Below are 19907 nucleotides of genomic sequence, written 5' to 3' on the forward strand. Positions count from 1 at the left end.
CCTGGCACCCCGATCCAACCGTGGGCGCTGGCTCGCCGGCGATGGCCATAGGTAACTACACAACTTTGGTGCGACGCTAGACCTGTGGCGAGGGAGCTTGCTCCCGTGACGGACTGACAGCCGACGCTGATCTAACTGACGCACCGCGATCTAAATGTGGGAGCTGGCTTGCCTGCGAAGACGGCCTGACAGCCGATACAGTTGGATCGTGTACATATCCATTCTTGCGGTAACGGCTACTTAGGGCTCCGCCCTGACGCCATCACCTCCCATCGCCAAGCCTTGAAAGAATTTTCCTACAGGTGTTGACCTTGCCACTACGGGAACCTTTAGGCTTTTTTCCGAGTATGTCCAACCACAAAAACAAAATTCAGGGGTTATCAATGGATACTGCTGCCCTGCAACAACGCTCGGATTCCGATCTGTTCACCACCGCCTCGCGGCTGATGACGAATGCCTTGGAACCCGGCGCCAACTACACCCAGGTCACCCGCGCGCTGGAAGCGCTGCTCGCACTGACTCGGCAAGGCCTGGCGGGAGACGCTGGCGCCTACGCGCACTACCAGTCAGCCCTGCTGCAACTTCACATTCCAGGTGACCCGCGCACCGAGCCGACCCGGCGCTGGATGGCCAGCGAGGTCTACCGCGTCGAAGATGAGTTCGCCGCCGACGTGCCGGGCTTCACCGCGTTGCCGGTGGAGGAGTTCCGTCAACAGGTCGACGCTGAAATCGCCGCACGCAGCCGGGTCAACCACCCGATGTCGGTGCACCTGTTCCAAGGTACGCCGCCGGTGCAGGATGTGCGCTTCTTCCTGGAGCATCACTGGACCCGTTCCTACAACTTCTACAGCCTGCTGGCCGAACTGGCTTTTCGCTTCGAAGCCATCGAGGACGCCTCGGTGTTTTACCGCAACCTGTACGGCGAAGCAGGGGCTGAGACACCGGAGCGTTCGCACCCGGCGATGCTCGCCCATCTGATGGAGTATTTCGATATTCCGCTGGCCATCGACTTTCCCGCGCTGCATCCGCTGGAAAAGGCCTACCTGAATAATCGTATTCGCTGTGTGCGCCACACGGATGTCGCCTGGGGCCTTGCGCTGCTGTATGCGGTGGAGTCTGTCAGTTGCGTCAACCATCGGCGCATCTACGAGCTGTTGCAGCGCCTCGACGTTCCAGAGCAGCCCAGCGAATTCCACCGCTTGCATGGCACCCAGGATGAAATCGACACCGAGGAAATGTGGGCACTGATTGCCAAGTTTGCCAGCGAGGAGGGCTTTCAGCGCACGTTCATGCGCGCACTCAAGCGCCACTTCGAAATCAACAAAGCCTACTTCGACAGCCTGTGGCAGCAGATGCAGGCCCAACGCCTGTCTGCCTGAACGACCTGCGATCCGAAAACAAAAATAATGGAGCACATGATGAGCCCACGTAATTTTTCCCTGCCGCAATTGCAGAATATTCACACGGCCGAAGCCCGTCTGTTGGCGGAAGCCTTGAAGCCGGACGCGACGTTCAATCGCATCGAAATTGCTGCCAATATGCTGCGCGCCCTGTGCGAGACCGGCCAACGTGGCGACGCCGCGAATGCAGCGCAGTGCCAGCAATTGCTGTACATCCTGTCGCTGAGCGATGACGTGGCCACCGCCTCGACCCGGCGCTGGCTGGCCAATGCCGTCTATAGCGTACAAGAGCGTTTCATGCCGTCAGCCGACCTGGCATCACCCTTGTCCGAGGCCGGTTTCCAGCAACGCCTGGAAGAGCAGATTGCCGCGCAGTCGCGGGAAAACCATCCGATGTCGCAGTATGTATTTGAAGGCAAAGCCTCTCGCGAGCAACTGCAGGTGTTTTTGCGCCATCAATGGTTCCGCACGTACCGCCTGTACCGGGATGCCGCCGACCTGCTGGTCAACCTGAGCGACGTGGACGAAGCGGCCGCCCTGGCGCGTTATCTCTACGGCGAGTTGGGCGAAGAAGACGAGCGGCGCTCCCACCCCCGCCTGTTAGCCAAGCTGCTTGCCGCCGTGGGCCTGAATGCCGATTTCGAGGCGCTCTCGACGATGCCCGAGGAAATCGCCTACCTCAACAACCGCGCACGCTGTTTCCGCAACCCCGATGTCGGCTGGGGCCTGGCGGTGTTCTACATCACCGAACTGGTGGTGCCGGGCAACCACGGCAAGCTGTACAACGCCCTGCGCAACGCGGGCTTGAGCCAGGATGACGCGGAGTACTACGAAGTGCATATCAGCCTGGTGCCGCCGCGGGCCAAGCGTGAATGGGCGCTGATCTCACGGCGTATTCCGGACCTCGGGTTTCAGAATGCGTTCCTGACGTCTTTGGCCGAGCACTTCCGGCTGGAGCGGGCTTATTACGATGCAGTCTGGGAAGAAGTACAACGCGTGAAGTAGCCCTCCCTGGACAACCCGAGTAACCCGACATGCCAAGTCATATCACTGAATCCCGTATCCACGGGGGCGCTTACTCGTCCCCGGAATTTGCTGCGATCTTCTCTGATGCCAATCAGGTGCAGAAGTGGCTCGATGTTGAAACAGCGCTGGCGGCGACCCAGGCGCAGATGGGCCTCATCCCCCACGAGGCCGCCCGGGAGATTGCCCGGGTAGCCAGCGTGGAACTGCTGGACCTCGACGCGTTGGGGCGCGAAGGCCTGGAAACCGGGCATATCCTGGTGCCGACCCTGCGCGCATTGCAGGGGTTATGCGCCGATGGGCTGGGCGAATACGTGCATTACGGCGTGACCACCCAGGACATCCTCGACACCGGGCTGATCCTGCAAATCCGCGATGCCTGGGGCCTGGCGGTGCAGCGCTTGCGCGGGATCCGTGGGCATCTGCTCACGCTCGCCCTGCGCCATAAGCACACGCCGATGGTCGCCAGGACCCATGGTCAACACGCACTGCCCACCACGTTCGGCTACAAGGTGGCGGTGTGGGTCGATGAGATTGATCGACACCTTGAACGCTTTGACGAAGCCTACGCCCGGGTGATGGTCGGCAACCTGACCGGCGCCGTGGGCACCCTGGCCGGGCTTGGCCCGCAGGGTTTGGAAGTGCAGCGCCGCACCCTGGAAAGCCTCGGCCTGTCGGCACCGTTGAGCAGTTGGCACAGCGCCCGCGACCGCATCCTGGAAGCAGCGTGGTTGCTGGTGCAGGCGTCGGCGACGTTAGGTCGTGTCGCCAATGAGATCTACCACCTGCAGCGCACCGAGATCGACGAAGTGCGCGAGGGGCGGCGAGCAGGGCAAGTGGGAAGTAGCACCATGCCCCACAAGCAAAACCCATCGACGGTGGACCTGATCAGCGCGCTGTCGCGGCTGGTGCGCGCGCAGATGGTTGCGCTGACGGACGCCGCTTTCCAGATGCACGAGCGTGACGGCACCACCTGGCGCATCGAATGGGCGGCCTTACCCGAGCTGTTCATTTACGCCGGTGCGTTGCTCGCTCGTATGGAAGGCTTGCTGCAGGCTGGGCTGCAGGTGCGTGAAGCGCGCATGCGCAGCAACCTGGACTTGCTGGGCGGGCTGATCCTGTCGGAGCGCGTGATGCTTGCGCTGGCGCCTCGGTGTGGCAAGCAGACGGCCCATCATCTGGTGCACGACATCGCCCTGCAGGCCCAGGACGCGGGCGTTTGCTTTCGCGATGCGCTGCTTGGCGACCCTCGGCTGCGCGGTTGTTTCAGCGCGCAAACGCTCGATGACTTGCTTGACCCGACAGCCTACACAGGGCTGGCGGCCGAGATGGTCGATCTGGTGGCAACTAAAGCAAGACCTCGCGCTTCAGGCGATGGCGCTGAAGCGGTGATGGCAACCCAAGGCAATACCAGTCAGTCCCTGTACGCTACGGAGGGTATGTGATGGATGCGCAAACATTGGAAGTGACAGCCCGTGCGTCTTGCACCGCACGTTCGGACCACCCGGGCTTTGATCATGACGGCGAGCAATGCCGCCACGAACACAGCCACATCCTCGATTCGAAAACCCACGGTTCGGGTTATGCCGGCCCGCAGAGCCGCAAGATCTTCTGCAGTCATTGTCGCCTGCAACGTTGGCTGGATGTGGAAGCTGCGCTGGCCATGGCCCAGGCCGATGTCAACATCATCCCGCGCGAGGCGGCCCTGGAGATCGAAAAGGCCGCGTTGCTATCGGGCATCAATGTGCGCCAACTGGCCGAGGGCGTGGCTGCCACTGGGCATTCGCTGATGCCATTGCTGAGCGCCCTGCAAAAAAATTGTAGCCCCAGTGCCCGTGAATACGTGCATTACGGCGCTACCACCCAAGACATCCAGGACACCGCCCAATCCCTGGAGATGCGCGATGTGCTTGATGCGATGGATCAGGCCCTGGAGACTTTGCTGGGCAAGTTGTCGACCCTGGCCGATGCGCACCGTGACTCGCTGATGGTCGCCAGGACCCACTCGATTCCCGCTTTGCCGACCACCTTCGGGCTGAAGGTCGCCGGCTGGATCGATGAGCTGTTGCGCCACCGGCAGCGCTTGGCCGAAGCCCGCCAGCGTGTACTGGTGGTGCAACTGTTCGGCGGGGTCGGCACCATGGCGGCGTTCGGCCCGGACGCCATGCCGATGCTGGAGCGTTTTGCCCAGCGCTTGTCGCTGCAAGTGCCCCTGACGGGCTGGCATGTGTCCCGTGACCGCGTTGCGGAGTTCGTCAGCACCCTGGCCATGGTCACCGCCTCGTTGGCCCGCGTAGCCGATGAAATCCGTACGCTCAATCGTTGGGAAATCGCTGAAGTGGAAGTGGGCTGGAGCGACCAGCAGATCGGCAGCAGCACCATGCCGCACAAACGCAACCCCGAAGGCTGCGAGCAGGTGGTGGTGTTGGCACGGCTGGCCAAGGCCCAGGTCATGCTCGCGCTGGACGCGATGATTCTTGAGCATGAGCGCGATTACCGCGGTACGCGGTTGGAGTGGTGCGCGGTCGCGGACGTTTCCCACTATGCACTGATGGCGCTCTCGATTCTGACCGAGACCATCGATGGGCTCACCGTGAATGTGCAGAAAATGGAATGCACCGCCCAGGCCTATGGCGATGCCATCTGCACCGAAGCGGTGGTGTTCGAAATGGCGCGCAAGCTGGGCAAGAGCAGCGCCTACCAGATCATCTTCGAGGTATCCCAGGCCAGCCAGCGCAACCACGTGTCGATCCGCGAGGCGATCGAGGCCGATGCGCGGGTGCTTGCGGTCATGAATGACGGCGCCCTGGCCCGACTGTTCGAACCTCGGACTCACCTGGGCATGTCCGAACGCATCGTTGACAACGTGCTGGCCAAACTCGCCGGCCACTGATCCCTTAACAGATTTGCATATTCATCAAGGAGCGACAGATGTCCAACGTTATGGAAGTTGATAAAGCCAAGGTCCAGCAATTTTCGGCGCGCATCATGGAGGATTACGGCAACACGCTGCGCGGCGCCATGCTCTACATCGGCGACCAGCTCGGTTTGTTCAAGGCTTTGGCCGACGGCCAGGCGGTGACCCTGGAAGAGTTGGCGCACAAGACCGGCTACAACGCACGTTACTTGCGCGAATGGCTGGGCAGCATGGCCACCGGCAATTATGTGACCTACGACGCGCAAACCCGCCGTTACCAAATGCCCGCCGAGTTTGTGCCGGTGCTGGCCGATGAAGATTCGCCGTATTTTGCCGGTGGCATTATCCAGCTGAGCGTGCCGTTCGTGAGCATGGCGCCCAAGGTCATCGAGGCCTTCCGCCATGGTGGTGGTTGCGCTGAAGAGGCGTTCCCGCTGGAAACCTGGAAAGGCATGGAGCGCATGACCATGCCCTGGTACAAGCACTACCTGGTCCAGCACTGGATTCCATCCCTGGACGGCGTCGAAGAGAAGCTCAAGACCGGCGGCAGTGTGCTGGATTTCGGCTGTGGTGCTGGCCTGGCGGCGATCACCATGGCCAAGGCCTATCCTGAGGCGCGCATTGTCGGCTGCGACTTCCACCTGCCTTCCATCGAGTTGGCGCGGGCCAACGCCGAGGCGGCTGGTGTGGGTGACCGGGTGCAATTCGAGGTGAACGACTCCGATGCGTTGCGCGGCCAGCAATTCGACTTCGTGACCACCTTTGTGGTGATCCACGATGCCACCGACCCTCAGCAGATGCTCAAGGATTTGCGCGCCGCCACGGCCGAAGACGGTACCTACCTGATGGTGGAGCTCAACCTGTCCGAGGAATTGCACGAGAACATGAACCTGTTCGGGCGCGTCATGTACCCGCAGAGCACCCTCTATTGCATGACCTGTTCGCTGTCCCACGGTGGGGCAGGGCTGGGGGCGTTCATGGGCGAGAAGCGTGCCCGCCAGATGGCTGAGGCAGCCGGGTTCAGCCGCTTTCGTAAAGTGCCTTCGCAGTGGCCACCGATGCCGGCGCTGTTCGAACTCAAGCCTTGATAGGAAGCATCCGCGAGTCGCTTTGCGCAGTAAGGCAATTTAATGGCCCCTTTGTAACAAAATCCTCGCCAAAATCACTTTTATTTTCAGGTGGTTAGGTGAGGATGCAAATGCGCTCTGTGGGAATGATGCTGATTGCCTGCTCCCTGGCCGGCGGCGCGACTGTCGCGCAGGCCAGGGAATTGCGCGAGGGTGACAAGTACATGTGCAGTTGGGGCGCAGGCACGGCCGCCAGGGCCCAGGAGCTAAAGTTATCCGGCGTTTCGCTATACGCGGCCCGGCAGAAGATCCAGACCCTCAAGTTCAGCAAATCGTGGATGCGCATGATGGCCATGGGCATCACCGAGCAGACCTATGACAGCCGCTCAAGGCTCAAGCCCGAGGCGATTCGTCAAAGCTTTTACCAGGATTGCCTGCGCTACAAGGTCGCGCGCAAGTAATCCGTAGCCCGCACCAGCCGTGGGGCCTTTACAAATCCACGACAAACCCCATGTGAGTATTTGCATACAATTGCGCACTTCTTGATGGAGGCGGGTATGCAAGTGCTGATTCGAACGGCGACACCTGATGACGTCGACACGCTGTGCGCGATTCGCACCTCGGTGGTGCAAAACCACCTGAGCCTTGAACAGATGGCTGGCCTGGGGATTACCCCGCAGGTATTGAGCGATACGTTGCGCGCAGCACCTTGCGGCTGGATCGCGGAAGTGGACGGCCAGGCGGCGGGGTTTTCCATGGTCGACCTGGATGAAGGTGAAGTGTTCGCAATGTTCGTGCTGCCCTCGCACGAGAAGCTTGGGCTGGGCCGTCAACTGATGGCGGTGGCCGAGGCGGCTCTGTTTGAGCACCACGACACGCTCTACCTGGTGACTGATGGGCGTGATGAAATCCGCGCCAATGGGTTCTATCAGCGCCTGGGCTGGTCCGTAGTGGGGCCGGTCGATGGTGATGACGTTCGTTATGAAAAGAGCAGGGCGCCATAAGGCCATGAATGCCCCAGAGCCTCCATCGTCCAACGGCTTGCGCTACCTCGCGGTGGGTGTGCTGGGCATCGCGGTGCTGCTGGGGTTCTATTTCATTCAACTCAACGCCAAGGTCGACCGCCAGCGCGAAGAGGCGGCTGAACGCCTGACGCTGTGTCGTCATCTGGAGGCCGTGGTGGGCGCCACTGCTTCCAGTCGAGAGGCCCTTCAAGAAACATGCAGGCAGTTAAGTGAACAGTTACTTGAAAGCGCTACGCCCGATTAATAACCATTTTTAATACAGGGACTTACTGTCGTTACTTGCACCAAAAAGTAGCACGACTACTGCCTTCTACCTTAAAAAATATGTGGTTATTGAATGACTTACGACGCTTTCAATCCGACGAAAGGATTAAAATAATCTTGTTACATGTTTTTACAATCGCTACTATAGCTGGGCGTTCACCTCCCACGGTTTATGCATTTTTAAATCCCAAGTTTCCATCAGCTACTTGGGATTTTTTTTGCCCGCGATTTAATCTCGGCCTGTCGTTCATTGCCGGTGACGCCCTACTAAAGTGAGGGCTGGCTAACACTTTTGCATTAATTGTCCGGCGGCCGGCAAAACCTTATCTATGCTGCTTGCATCACCTCAATCGGGTAGAACCCAGGGACGGGGGGCTGATCATGATTTCCATCACCGAATTCAACCGCATCATGGCCTCAGGCTTCCTGCCGCTTGCGTGTGAGTGCTGCCTCAATAGCGACGGCTCGCTGCGCATCAGCGTGTTCGAGCCTGCGTCCGGTCGTGTCGACTTGCTGCTGACCCGCGTATCACTCGAAGGCCTGGACAGCATCCGTGCCATCTCCAACCTGATTGGTGAGTTGCGTACCGAGATAAAGGCCGGGCGCCGTGGGTTTGCTGCGGTAGGTTAGCGGCCGTCCAGCGCGTCAGAGGCGCCGCAGGAAGGATTTGACGATGTGGCGGGTGGCGTCTGTGGTGTCCAGCTTGTCCAGGGCGCTGTAGGCATACCACTGGCAATCGACAATCTCGTTGCACGGCCGCGCCTCGTCGATATTGACCACCGAGGCCTCGAACACATGGTGGACGGTGTCGCGGGCCTTGAGCTCCTGCAGGTACAGCAAGCCGTCCACGTTTAAACCGGTTTCTTCTTCCAGCTCGCGTTCCGCCGCGCCTACCGGGCGCTCGTGCGCTTCTACTTTCCCGCCGGGCAATGCCCATTTTGATCTGGCCTTGCGTACGAAGAGGATATGCCCCTCATGTTCGCAAATGACGGTCGCCCTAATTTTCATCGAATGTGCCCCCGCGCCGGATGAATGTCATAAAAGTGTAATGCAATTGTCATGCTAAGTGGTTATGGCGCGCCAGGGCCTGTATGTGGATACTGCCCGATTGACGAATACGACCGAGGACATTAGATGAAGACCATACGCTGGGGCATGATCGGCTGTGGCAGTGTCACTGAATTGAAGAGTGGACCGGCTTTCTATAAAGCGCCAGGTTCGGCATTGGTCGCCGTGATGGGGCGGCGTGCCGAGGCGGTGTGCGATTATGCGGCGCGCCATGGCATTGCCCGTTGGTATACCGATGCCCAGGCCTTGATCGATGACCCCGAGGTGGATGCGGTCTACATCGCCACTCCGCCCGACAGTCACCTTGAGTACGCCCTGAGAGTGGCCGCGGCGGGCAAACATTGTTGCGTCGAAAAGCCGATGTCGCTGAATGCTGAACAGAGCGCGTTGATGCAGCGCACATTCGAGCGCGCCGGGCTGCACCTGTTTGTCTCCTACTACCGGCGTTCTTTGCCGCGCTTCCAGCAAGTGCGCACCTGGCTGCAGGAAGGCCGTATCGGTGAGTTGCGCCACCTGACCTGGACCTTGTGCAGACCCGCTGCCGTAACAGACTCCGACGCCACCAATTGGCGCACCGATCCGGCCATTGCCGGTGGCGGTTACTTTGCCGACCTGGCGAGCCATGGGTTCGACCTGTTCCAGTACCTGGCCGGGGACATCGTCGAGGTCTCAGGCTTTTCGGCGCGACAGGCTGGGCGCTACGCGGCAGAAGATGCCGTGACGGCCTGCTGGACATTTGCCAGCGGTGCATTGGGCATGGGCTGCTGGAATTTTGTGGCGGACCGACGCGAAGACCGGGTCGAACTGATCGGCAGTCGCGGTCGTATTCAGTTTTCGGTGTTCGAGGACCAGCCGCTGCGTCTTGAAGGCGAGACCACCGAGGTGTTGGACGTGCCGTGTCACACCCATATTCAATGGCACCACGTCCTGAACATGAACGCGCATATTCGTGGCGAGGCCGAGCATCCGTCGCTGGGCATCGAAGCGCTGAAGACCGATATCATCCTGGACAAGGTGTTACACCGTTACTCCCAGCATCCCTAGGCGTGGCGATAGCGTAAGGCTTTACTTTTTTAAAGGAATACCGGGATGAAATACTGGATGGTGGTGTGGCTGCTGATGGCCACCGCGGCAACGGCGGCGCCACGCAGCCAAGGGCAGGCGGGTGAGTTTGATTTCTATGTGCTATCGCTCTCGTGGTCACCCACGTTTTGCCTCACGCACCCAGGCAACGAGCAATGCTCAGGTAAAGGCTACGGCTTTGTGCTGCATGGTTTGTGGCCGCAATACGCGCGGGGAGGGTGGCCGGCGTCTTGTACACCGCAGACGCGCTTGAGCGAGGCAGAAATGGACAAGGGCGCGGCGCTGTTTCCCACCCGCACGCTGCTCAAGCATGAGTGGGCCAAGCATGGCACCTGCAGTGGGCTGGAGCCGTTGGAGTATCTGGAGAAGACCGATGTGGCGCTCGGTGCGGTTGCCATTCCGCAGCAACTGCAGCCGTTCAATACGCCGCCGTCATTGCAGGCCAACGAGATCGAGGCGCTGTTTCGCGAGAGCAACCCACGCATGGGCAACCACGGTATGGCGGTGATCTGCAAGGGCAAGGTGCTGTCGGAAGTGCGGGTGTGCCTGACCAAGGATCTCGCGTTCGCCGGTTGCCCGCGCAGTGTGAAGAGCCAGTGTCGGGGGGGCGATATTCGTATTCCCACCCAGCGCTGAGAGGTGCCCTGGATCCCACTATGAAAGCTGGCTTGTTGGGTCGCCGTATCGCTGCGATGGCGACGTGCCAGCCGATGGCTATCTACCTGACGCCCCCGCGATCCAACTGTGGGAGCTGGCTTGCCTGCGAAGACGGCCTCACAGTCGACACAGTTATACCGAGTACATATCCATTCCTGCGGTAACGGCCACTTAGGGTTCCGCCCTGACGGCGTCTCACTTTTGAAAAGCCGGAATGCCTGCCCAGACAAAAGTAAGCAAAACGCTCTTGCCCCACCACGTTACCCACGAATTCAAGCCTGCGTTCGGCCAGCGTGGTTTAACGGGGCGCCTGAGATCAAGATCACAAGCAGATCAAGATCAAGAGCGGCTGGCTCGCTTCGCATCGTGGTTACCTGTGGGCGGCACATTCGACATCTCTGTCGATTGAACGGCCGCCATCGCAGGCAAGCCAGCTCCCACAGTTGATCGCGGGGCACTAATCAGATAAGCGTCCGTTTCTGAAGTACCCAGGGGCATTTTCTTCAATACCCTCGTGTCCCTGCGCGGTACCGTGATCTAAAGATCGTTTGGGATCACAAAAGGAACTGCAATGAGCTTGATTCTCTCCATGGCCGCCTTTGCCCTGGCCACGTCCATCACGCCGGGACCGGTGAATGTGGTCGCTTTAAGTTCTGGCGCACGTTTTGGTTTCGTCGCCAGCCAGAAACATGTCTTTGGCGCCGCCGTGGGTTTTACCTTGTTGTTGGTGTTGATCGGCCTGGGTTTGCATGAAGTATTGGTGCGCTGGCCGATCCTGATTCAATTGATCCGCTGGGGCGGCGTGGCGTTCTTGTTGTATATGGCTTGGAAGCTGGCGGTGGATGATGGCCGGCTGGACGCTGACGGTGCGCACACAGCGCCGTCGATGCTGTATGGCGCGATCATGCAGTGGCTCAACCCGAAAGCCTGGCTGGCGTGTGTGGCAGGCATGGGGTTGTTCGTGGCCGATGGCGATGCGGCGCAGGTATGGTTGTTTGCCGCGCTTTACCTAGTGATCTGCTACCTGTCGGTGGCGTGCTGGGCGTATGCGGGGACGTTTTTGCGCCGCTACTTGAACAACCCCAAAGGTGTGCGCCTGTTCAACCGCTCAATGGCCGCGTTGCTGGTGGCCAGTGTGGGTTATTTGCTGATGGCTTGAGGTTCTCGCGGTATTGCCCCGGCGTGGCCGCGAAGTGTTGTTTGAAGGTGCGCTGGAAGTGTGCCTGGTCGGCAAAGCCCGCGGCCAGGGCGACGTCTGCAATCAGTGCGCCATTGCGCAGTTGGCTGCGGGCGAACTGGATGCGTCGGTTGACCATGAAGGCGTGGGGCGTCAAGCCGTAATAGTGCTTGAATGCGCGGATCAGATAAGACGGCGACAGTTCGGCGGCCTGGCAGATGTCTTCGAGTTTCAAGGCCTGCGTGCAGTGGGCGCGGATGTAGTCGGCGGCGCGTTCCAGTTTGTGGTTGACCTCGCGTACCGGCGTCAGCGAAGGGTTCAGGCGCTGTTGCACCTCGGTGAAGTAACTCACTAGCGCGCTCTGTTTTTGCAGCAGTTCGGCCTGTTCATCCACTAGCGTGCGGTACAGGTCGAGCAAGCCGTGGTACAGCCCGGTGTCGCGAGTATGGGGAGTGTCGAATGGCCGGTAGCCCTGGTCGGTACTGAACCCCAGCTGGTATTGCAGGTCGGTCAGCCAGGGCGTGTCGAGGTACAGCATGTGGTAGGACCAGGGCTGGTCATGGATGGGGTTGCACGCATGCACATCGCCGGGGTTCATCAGCACCACGGTGCCGGCGCTGATTTCGAAGGTGTGCGCGCCGTAGTGGTAATAGCTGCAGCCCGTGGTGATCGCGCCGATGGAAAAATGCTCATGGGCGTGTCGGGTATAGGTGACCTTGCGCCCGTCGGCGATGCTGCGGGCTTCGATGAACGGCAGGCGTTCGTCGCGCCAGAAGCGCGGCGTGTCTGCGGGACGGGTGATCGGGCTGAGCGACATGGCGTTATTTCTCCTGCATTCTCACCCGCGTTACCTCAGGCCGGTACCAAAAAAGCGGCCTTGAGCAACTGCCGGGTATAGGCATGTTGCGGGTCGGCAAAAATAGCCTGGGCATCGCCTTGCTCCACCACCTGGCCTTGCTTGACCACCATCAATTGGTGACTCAGCGCCTTCACCACCGCCAGGTCATGGCTGATAAACAGGTAGGTCAGGTTGTACTTGGCCTGCAAGCCGCGCAGCAACTCTACCACCTGGCGTTGTACCGTGCGGTCCAGGGCCGAGGTGGGTTCGTCCAGCAGGATCAGGCGCGGCTTGAGCACCAGCGCTCGGGCGATAGCGATGCGTTGGCGCTGGCCGCCGGAGAATTCATGGGGGTAGCGATGCCGGGATTCGGGGTCCAGGCCCACTTCCTTGAGCGCCGCGATAATCGCCGCTTCCTGTTCGGCGGGCGTGCCCATCTTGTGGATACGCAGGCCTTCGCCAACGATCTCGCTGACGCACATGCGCGGGCTCAGGCTGCCGAACGGGTCCTGGAACACCACCTGCATTTCCCGGCGCAACGGGCGTACCTGTTGTTGGCTCAGGCGATCCAGTTGCTGACCTTCGAAGCGAATCCCGCCCTGGCTGCCGATCAGGCGCAAAATTGCCAGGCCCAGGGTGGACTTGCCCGAGCCACTTTCACCAACGATGCCCAGGGTTTGGCCCTGAGGCAGGCTGAAGTTGATGCCGTCCACGGCCTTGACGTAATCCACGGTATTGCGCAAAAAGCCTTTCTTGATCGGAAACCAGACTTTCAGGTCGTCCACTTCCAGCAGCGGAGGGCCGACATCATTGTTGGCTGGCCCACCGCTGGGCTCCGCCGCGAGCAACTCCTGGGTATAGGGATGCTGGGGCGACTGGAACAGTATCTCGCAATCGGCCTGTTCAACGATGCAACCTTGCTGCATCACACACACACGGTGGGCGATGCGCCGTACCAGGTTGAGGTCATGGCTGATCAGCAGCAGCGCCATGCCCAGCCGCGCCTGCAGCTCCTTGAGCAATTCCAGGATCTTCAACTGCACGGTGACATCCAGCGCCGTGGTCGGCTCGTCGGCAATCAACAACTCCGGCTCGTTGGCCAGGGCCATGGCGATCATCACCCGCTGGCGCTGGCCGCCGGACAGCTCGTGGGGCAACGCCTTGAGGCGTTTGTGTGGCTCGGGGATACCCACCAGCTCCAGCAATTCCAACGTGCGCTGGGTGGCGACCTTGCCGGTCAGGCCCTTGTGCAGGCCGAGCACTTCGTTGATCTGTTTTTCGATGGAATGCAGCGGGTTCAACGAGGTCATCGGCTCCTGGAAGATCATCGCAATGCGGTTGCCGCGTATATGCCGCAGGGTTTTCTCTTTGAGCGTCAGCAGGTCTTGCCCTGAATACTCGATAGTGCCAGACGGATGCCTGGCCAACGGGTAGGGCAGCAGGCGCAGGATCGAATGGGCGGTGACCGATTTGCCTGAACCGCTTTCACCCACCAGCGCCAGGGTTTCGCCGCGCTTGATGTCGAAACTGACGTGGTTGACCACGCGGTGATGATGCTCGCCGGTGACGAACTCGACACTGAGGTCGCGGATTTCGATCAGATTGTCCGGATTCATCTCATTTCCTCGGGTCGAACGCATCGCGAGCGGACTCGCCGATAAACACCAACAAGCTCAACATGATCGCCAGCACCGCAAAGGCACTCATGCCCAGCCACGGCGCTTGCAAGTTGGATTTGCCCTGCGCCACCAGCTCACCCAGCGACGGCGAACCTGCCGGCAGCCCGAAGCCGAGAAAGTCCAGGGCGGTCAGGGTGCCAATGGCGCCGGTAAGGATGAAGGGCAGGAAGGTCATGGTCGAAACCATCGCATTGGGCAGGATGTGGCGGAACATGATCGCGCCGTTCTGCATCCCCAGCGCCCGCGCCGCGCGCACGTACTCCAGGTTGCGCCCGCGCAGGAACTCGGCGCGCACCACATCCACCAGGCTCATCCAGGAAAACAGCAGCATGATCCCCAGCAGCCACCAGAAGTTGGGTTGCACGAAGCTGGCCAGGATGATCAGCAGGTAAAGCACCGGCAAGCCGGACCAGATCTCCAGGAAACGTTGCCCGGCCAGGTCGACCCAGCCGCCATAAAAGCCCTGCAAGGCGCCGGCAATCACGCCGATGATCGAGCTGAGTATGGTCAGGGTCAGGGCGAAGAGCACCGATACACGAAAGCCGTAGATCACCCGCGCGAGCACATCGCGCCCTTGGTCATCGGTGCCCAGCAGGTTGACCGAGGACGGCGGCGCCGGGGCCGGGACTTTCAGGTCGTAATTGATGCTCTGGTAGCTGAACGGAATCGGCGCCCACAAGGTCCAGGCGTCCTTGGCCTTGAGCAGTTCCTGGATGTACGGGCTCTTGTAGTTGGCTTCCAGCGGGAATTCACCGCCGAAGGTAGTCTCCGGGTAGCGCTTGAGCGCCGGGAAGTACCAGCCGCCGTCGAAGTGCACCGCCAGGGGCTTGTCGTTGGCGATCAACTCGGCGCCCAGGCTCAGCACGAACAGCACCAGGAACAGCCACAGCGACCACCAGCCACGCTTGTTGGCCTTGAACCGCTCGAACCGGCGGCGATTGAGGGGGGACAGGTTCATCTCAATGCTCCCGGCTGGCAAAGTCGATACGCGGATCGACCAGGGTGTAGGTGAGGTCGCCGATCAGTTTCACGATCAGCCCCAGCAGGGTGAAGATAAACAGCGTGCCGAACACCACCGGGTAGTCACGGTTGATCGCCGCTTCAAAGCTCATCAGGCCCAGGCCGTCGAGAGAGAAGATCACCTCCACCAGCAACGAGCCGGTAAAGAAGATGCCAATGAAGGCCGAAGGGAAACCGGCGATCACCAGCAGCATGGCGTTGCGGAACACGTGGCCATACAGCACGCGGCGGTTGGTCAGGCCCTTGGCCTTGGCGGTGACCACGTACTGCTTGTTGATCTCGTCGAGAAAGCTGTTCTTGGTCAGCAGGGTCATGGTCGCGAAGTTGCCGATCACCAGGGCGGTGACGGGCAGCGCCAGGTGCCAGAAGTAATCGAGGATCTTGCCGCCCCAGCTCAACTCCTCGAAGTTGTTGGAGGTGAGCCCGCGCAGGGGGAACCAGTCGAAATAACTGCCACCGGCAAACACCACGATCAGCAGAATCGCAAACAGGAACGCCGGTATCGCGTAGCCGACGATGATCGCCGAGCTGGTCCACACATCGAAATGGCTGCCGTGGCGCGTGGCCTTGGCGATCCCCAGGGGGATGGACACCAGGTACATGATCAAGGTGCTCCACAACCCGAGGGAAATGGACACCGGCATCTTCTCCTTGATCAGGTCGATGACCTTGGCGTCTCGGAAAAAGCTGTCACCGAAGTCCAGTTGGGCGTAGTTCTTGACCATGATCCACAAGCGTTCCGGCGCCGACTTGTCGAAGCCGTACATCTTTTCGATTTCCTTGATCAGCGCCGGGTCCAGGCCCTGGGCGCCACGGTAGCTGGAACCGGCCACCGCGACTTCGGCGCCGCCGCCAGCAATGCGGCTGGTGGCGCCGTCGAAGCCTTCGAGCTTGGCGATCATCTGCTCCACCGGGCCGCCGGGAGCGGCCTGGATGATGACAAAGTTGATCAACAAGATCCCGAACAGCGTGGGAATGATCAGCAACAGGCGGCGAACAATATAGGCCAGCATTTAATCGCCTCCGCTCGCCGCATCGGCGCGTGTGTCCAGGGGGACGGCAGGTGTGACGTCGGGTTTGCTCCACCAGGTCGCGGTGCCGACGTCGTAGCGTGGCGAGACCTTGGGGTGGCCCAGGTGGTCCCAGTACGCGACGCGAAAGGTCTTGATGTGCCAGTTGGGAATCACGTAGTAACCAAACTGCAGCACACGATCCAGCGCCCTGGCGTGGGCGATCAGGCTTTGCCGCGAACCGGCGTCGATCAGCTCTTCCACCAACTGGTCGACCGCGGGGTCCTTGAGGCCCATGTAGTTGCGGCTGCCGGGCTTGTCGGCGCTGGAGGATTTCCAGAACTCGCGCTGCTCGTTACCCGGCGAGGTGGATTGCGGGAAGCTGCCCACCAGCATGTCGAAGTCGCGCGAGCGCAGGCGGTTGACGAACTGCGAGACGTCCACGCGACGAATCACCAGGTCGATGCCCAGGTCTGCCAGGTTGCGCTTGAACGGCAGCAGGATGCGCTCGAACTCGGTCTGGGCCAGCAGGAACTCAATGGTCACTGGCTTGCCGGTGCTGTCGACCATTTTGTCGTCAACAATCTTCCAGCCCGCTTCCTGCAGCAGTTGGTAGGCCTCGCGTTGCTGGGTGCGGATCATGCCGCTGCCGTCGGTGTGGGACGGTTCGAATGCCTGGGTGAAGACTTCGCCAGGGATCTTGTCGCGCAGCGGCTCGAGAATCGCCAGCTCGTCCGGACCGGGTAGGCCGGTGGCGGCCATTTCCGAGTTTTCGAAATAGCTGCGGGTACGGGTGTAGGCACCGTTGAACAGTTGCTTGTTGCTCCACTCGAAATCCAGCAGCAGGCTGATGGCCTTGCGCACCCGCACGTCCTGGAACATCGGCTTGCGCATGTTGAACACAAAACCCTGCATGCCGGTGGGGTTGCCGTTGGGAATTTCTTCCTTGATCAATCGGCCTTCTTTCACCGCTGGAATGTTGTAGGCATTGGCCCAGTTCTTGGCGCTGAACTCCAGCCAGTAGTCGAACTGCCCGGCCTTCAAGGCTTCCAGGGAGACAGTGCTGTCGCGGTAGTAATCGGTGATGCGGGTATCGAAGTTGTAGAAGCCCTTATTGACCGGCAGGTCCTTGGCCCAATAATCCTTGACCCGCTCGTAGCGAATCATGCGGCCCGGCTTGACCTCGGTCACCTGGTAAGGCCCGCTGCCCAGGGGAATTTCCAGGTTGCCCTTGGAAAAATCCCGGCTGGCCCACCAGTGTTTGGGCAGTACTGGCAGCTGCCCAAGGATCAACGGCAACTCGCGGTTGTTGGTGCGCTTGAACTTGAACAGCACGCGCAACGGGTCTTCGGCCACCACCTCATCGACGTCGGCGTAGTAGTTGCGGTACAGCGGGTTGCCTTCCTTGATCAGGGTCTGGAAGGTAAACACCACGTCTTCGGCGCGTATCGGGTGGCCGTCATGGAAGCGCGCTTCGGGGCGCAGATAGAAGCGCACCCAGCTGTTGTCCGGGGCTTTTTCGATCTTGCCGGCCACCAGGCCGTATTCGGTGATGGGTTCGTCCAGGCTTTGCATGGCCAGGGTGTCGTAGATCAGTGGCAGGTTGTCTGCCGGTACGCCCTTGCTGATATAGGGGTTGAGGCTGTCGAAGCCGCCCATGGCCGATTCGCGGAAGATTCCGCCCTTGGGGGCGTCGGGGTTTACATAGTCAAAATGCTTGAAGTCGGCGGGGTACTTGGGGGGCTCGTTGTAGAGAGTCAGCGCATGCTGAGGCGCGGCGTGCGCCGCGGTGCACAGCAACAGGCTGGCGAGCAGGGTAGTACGCAAGGACATCATTGGGCTTTCTCCGAAGCTTTCAGCCACCATGCGCTCAGGCCCAGGCTGTAGGGCGGCGTGGTGACGAAGGCGAACCGGTTGCGGTACGCCAGGCGATGATAGTTGAGGTACCAGTTGGGGATGCTGTAGTGCTGCCACAGCAGCACCCGGTCCAGGGCGCGGCCGGCAGCCAGTTGTTCTTCGCGGGTCTGCGCCGCCAGCAGTTGGTCCAGCAGGTGGTCGACCACCGGGTTGGCGATACCGGCGTAATTCTTGCTGCCTTTGATTGCGGCCTGGCTGGAGTGGAAGTACTGCCACTGCTCAAGGCCGGGGCTCAAGGTCTGGTTGAGAGTCATCAGAATCATGTCGAAATCGAATTGATCGAGGCGCTGTTTGTACTGTGCGCGGTCAACGGTGCGCAAGCGGGCGTCGATGCCGATGCGGGTCAGATTTTCGACATAGGGTTGCAGGATGCGCTCAAGGTTCGGGTTGACCAGCAGGATTTCCAGGCGCAGCGGTTGCCCGTCCTTATCGAGCAGGCGCTGCCCCGACAGTTTCCAGCCGGCCTCGCTGAGCAGGGCCAGGGCCTGGCGCAGGGTTTCGCGAGGGATGCCGCGACCATCGGTGTGCGGCAGGCTGAACGGTTGGGTAAACAGCGCAGCCGGCAGTTGGTCGCGGTAGGGCGAGAGCATCAACCACTCATGGCCCACGGGCAGGCCGGTGGCCGAGAATTCACTGTTGGGGTAATAGCTCATCGAACGCTTGTAGGCGCTGCTGAACAGCGTGCGGTTGGTCCATTCAAAATCGAACATCAACCCCAGGGCTTCACGCACTTTGGCCTGGCTGAATGCCGGTCGCCGGGTATTCATGAACAGGCCCTGGCTCTGGGTGGGGATCTGATGGGCGATCTGCGCCTTGATCACATCGCCTCGGTTGACCGCCGGGAAGTTGTAGCCGGTGGCCCAGTTCTTGGCCTGATGCTCGATATAAATGTCGAATTCACCGGCCTTGAAGGCTTCAAAGGCCACGTCGCTGTCGCGATAGAACTCCACTTCGACCTTGTCGTAGTTATAGAAACCCTGGTTGACCGGCAGGTCTTTGCCCCAGTAATCCTTGACCCGTTCAAACACCAGTTGCCGCCCAGGCGCAACCTTGGTGATGCGGTAAGGCCCACTGCCCAGGGGCGGCTCGAAGGTGGTTGCCTTGAAATCACGGTTTTTCCAATAGTGCTGGGGCAGCACCGGCAACTCGCCCAGGCGCAGGATCAGCAAGGGGTTGCCGGCGCGCTTGAACACAAAGCGGATACGGTGAGGGTTGAGGATATCGACCCGGGCCACTTCCTGCAGGTTGGTGCGGTACTGCGGGTGGCCTTCGGTCAGCAGGGTGCGATAGGAAAACGCCACGTCAGCGGCGGTGATCGGCTTGCCGTCGTGAAAGCGTGCTTCGGGGCGCAGGTTGAACACCACCCAACTGCGGTCTTCGCTGTATTCCACCGATTGGGCAATCAGGCCGTAGCTTGAGGTGGGTTCATCGCCCGACGGCGCGTATTGCCCGGTGCCCACCATCAAGGGTTCATTGAGCTCGTTGACGCCGTACTGCAGGAAGTTGGCGGTGGAAACCGGGCTTGAACCTTTGAAGGTGTAGGGGTTGAGCGTATCGAAGGTGCCAAATGCCATCACCCTCAATGTCCCGCCTTTGGGCGCTGCAGGGTTTACCCAATCGTAATGGGTGAATTTGGCCGGGTACTTGAGTGTGCCGAACTGCGCATAACCGTGGCTTTCGGTGATCGTCGCGTTCGCCGCAAAGCTCAAGGCCAGACTTATTAGTAGAAGGAGGGGACGCTTCAAGTCAGAGATCCGATCCA

19 protein-coding genes are annotated in these 19907 nt (G+C 60.5%); 12 read left to right on the top strand and 7 right to left on the bottom strand.

Translation table 11 applies throughout. The features are described from left to right. Positions 1 to 347 precede the first annotated feature (347 nt). The 9 genes from HBO10_RS25725 (at position 348) to HBO10_RS25765 (ending at position 8326) form a co-directional block, all read left to right on the top strand. On the top strand, positions 348 to 1379 hold the full coding sequence (locus HBO10_RS25725; RefSeq protein WP_164919364.1) for an HOASN domain-containing protein: 1032 nt from the start codon (positions 348 to 350) through the stop codon (positions 1377 to 1379). 39 nt (positions 1380 to 1418) lie between these two features. Further along, positions 1419 to 2405: an HOASN domain-containing protein gene (locus HBO10_RS25730; RefSeq protein WP_034126090.1), complete on the top strand. Its 987-nt coding sequence runs from the start codon at positions 1419 to 1421 to the stop codon at positions 2403 to 2405. A gap of 29 nt (positions 2406 to 2434) precedes the next feature. Beyond that, positions 2435 to 3868, top strand: coding sequence for an adenylosuccinate lyase (gene purB / locus HBO10_RS25735; RefSeq protein WP_034126089.1), 1434 nt, complete (start codon positions 2435 to 2437; stop codon positions 3866 to 3868). After that, positions 3868 to 5316, top strand: a complete 1449-nt coding sequence (locus tag HBO10_RS25740) for an adenylosuccinate lyase family protein (RefSeq protein WP_034126088.1) — start codon at positions 3868 to 3870, stop codon at positions 5314 to 5316. Before purB ends, HBO10_RS25740 begins: the two co-directional genes overlap by 1 nt. 38 nt (positions 5317 to 5354) lie before the next feature. Beyond that, a complete protein-coding gene (locus HBO10_RS25745; RefSeq protein WP_014718237.1) occupies positions 5355 to 6428 on the top strand; it encodes a class I SAM-dependent methyltransferase in 1074 nt (357 codons plus the stop codon). A 110-nt stretch (positions 6429 to 6538) separates the two neighbouring features. After that, positions 6539 to 6868: a hypothetical protein gene (locus HBO10_RS25750; protein WP_003191756.1), complete on the top strand. Its 330-nt coding sequence runs from the start codon at positions 6539 to 6541 to the stop codon at positions 6866 to 6868. Positions 6869 to 6964: 96 nt separating this feature from the next. Next, on the top strand, positions 6965 to 7411 hold the full coding sequence (locus tag HBO10_RS25755; protein WP_034126087.1) for a GNAT family N-acetyltransferase: 447 nt from the start codon (positions 6965 to 6967) through the stop codon (positions 7409 to 7411). Positions 7412 to 7415: 4 nt separating this feature from the next. Next, positions 7416 to 7676 carry a hypothetical protein gene (locus HBO10_RS25760; protein ID WP_034126086.1) on the top strand — a complete coding sequence of 87 codons (261 nt, stop codon included), beginning with the start codon at positions 7416 to 7418 and terminating at the stop codon, positions 7674 to 7676. Between the two features lie 401 nt (positions 7677 to 8077). Next, positions 8078 to 8326 carry a DUF1652 domain-containing protein gene (locus HBO10_RS25765; protein WP_034126085.1) on the top strand — a complete coding sequence of 83 codons (249 nt, stop codon included), beginning with the start codon at positions 8078 to 8080 and terminating at the stop codon, positions 8324 to 8326. A 15-nt stretch (positions 8327 to 8341) separates the two neighbouring features. Here the strand turns inward: HBO10_RS25765 and HBO10_RS25770 are convergent, their stop codons facing one another. After that, entirely contained in the window at positions 8342 to 8704 is a 363-nt protein-coding gene (locus HBO10_RS25770; protein WP_034126084.1) for an NUDIX domain-containing protein, read from the bottom strand. Between the two features lie 126 nt (positions 8705 to 8830). On the opposite strand from HBO10_RS25770, the gene HBO10_RS25775 reads away from it, so the two are divergent. The 3 genes from HBO10_RS25775 to HBO10_RS25785 all read left to right on the top strand — a co-directional run bounded on the left by HBO10_RS25775 (position 8831) and on the right by HBO10_RS25785 (position 11663). Then, positions 8831 to 9808: a Gfo/Idh/MocA family oxidoreductase gene (locus tag HBO10_RS25775; protein ID WP_034126083.1), complete on the top strand. Its 978-nt coding sequence runs from the start codon at positions 8831 to 8833 to the stop codon at positions 9806 to 9808. 45 nt (positions 9809 to 9853) lie between these two features. After that, positions 9854 to 10483, top strand: a complete 630-nt coding sequence (locus HBO10_RS25780) for a ribonuclease T2 (RefSeq protein ID WP_034126082.1) — start codon at positions 9854 to 9856, stop codon at positions 10481 to 10483. 592 nt (positions 10484 to 11075) lie between these two features. Continuing rightward, on the top strand, positions 11076 to 11663 hold the full coding sequence (locus tag HBO10_RS25785; protein ID WP_054897493.1) for a LysE family translocator: 588 nt from the start codon (positions 11076 to 11078) through the stop codon (positions 11661 to 11663). Here the strand turns inward: HBO10_RS25785 and HBO10_RS25790 are convergent. Genes HBO10_RS25790 through HBO10_RS25815 form a run of 6 tightly spaced genes read right to left on the bottom strand, consistent with a single transcriptional unit; the run spans position 11605 to position 19890 of the window. Then, positions 11605 to 12498, bottom strand: a complete 894-nt coding sequence (locus HBO10_RS25790; protein ID WP_034126080.1) for an AraC family transcriptional regulator — start codon at positions 12496 to 12498, stop codon at positions 11605 to 11607. The genes HBO10_RS25785 and HBO10_RS25790 overlap by 59 nt on opposite strands. A gap of 35 nt (positions 12499 to 12533) precedes the next feature. Then, the gene (locus tag HBO10_RS25795) at positions 12534 to 14135 is read right to left on the bottom strand and encodes an ABC transporter ATP-binding protein (protein WP_034126079.1); all 1602 of its coding nucleotides are present in this window, start codon (positions 14133 to 14135) and stop codon (positions 12534 to 12536) included. Position 14136: 1 nt separating this feature from the next. Continuing rightward, a complete protein-coding gene (locus HBO10_RS25800; RefSeq protein ID WP_003190688.1) occupies positions 14137 to 15156 on the bottom strand; it encodes an ABC transporter permease in 1020 nt (339 codons plus the stop codon). Position 15157: 1 nt separating this feature from the next. Beyond that, positions 15158 to 16231: a microcin C ABC transporter permease YejB gene (locus tag HBO10_RS25805; RefSeq protein ID WP_034126078.1), complete on the bottom strand. Its 1074-nt coding sequence runs from the start codon at positions 16229 to 16231 to the stop codon at positions 15158 to 15160. Continuing rightward, positions 16232 to 18064, bottom strand: a complete 1833-nt coding sequence (locus tag HBO10_RS25810; protein ID WP_034126077.1) for an extracellular solute-binding protein — start codon at positions 18062 to 18064, stop codon at positions 16232 to 16234. Further along, positions 18061 to 19890 carry an extracellular solute-binding protein gene (locus tag HBO10_RS25815; RefSeq protein WP_034126076.1) on the bottom strand — a complete coding sequence of 610 codons (1830 nt, stop codon included), beginning with the start codon at positions 19888 to 19890 and terminating at the stop codon, positions 18061 to 18063. Before HBO10_RS25815 ends, HBO10_RS25810 begins: the two co-directional genes overlap by 4 nt. Positions 19891 to 19907 lie beyond the last annotated feature (17 nt).

Source organism: Pseudomonas sp. WS 5503 (assembly GCF_012985385.1).
In the GTDB taxonomy this organism is placed as follows: Bacteria; Pseudomonadota; Gammaproteobacteria; order Pseudomonadales; family Pseudomonadaceae; genus Aquipseudomonas; species Aquipseudomonas paracarnis.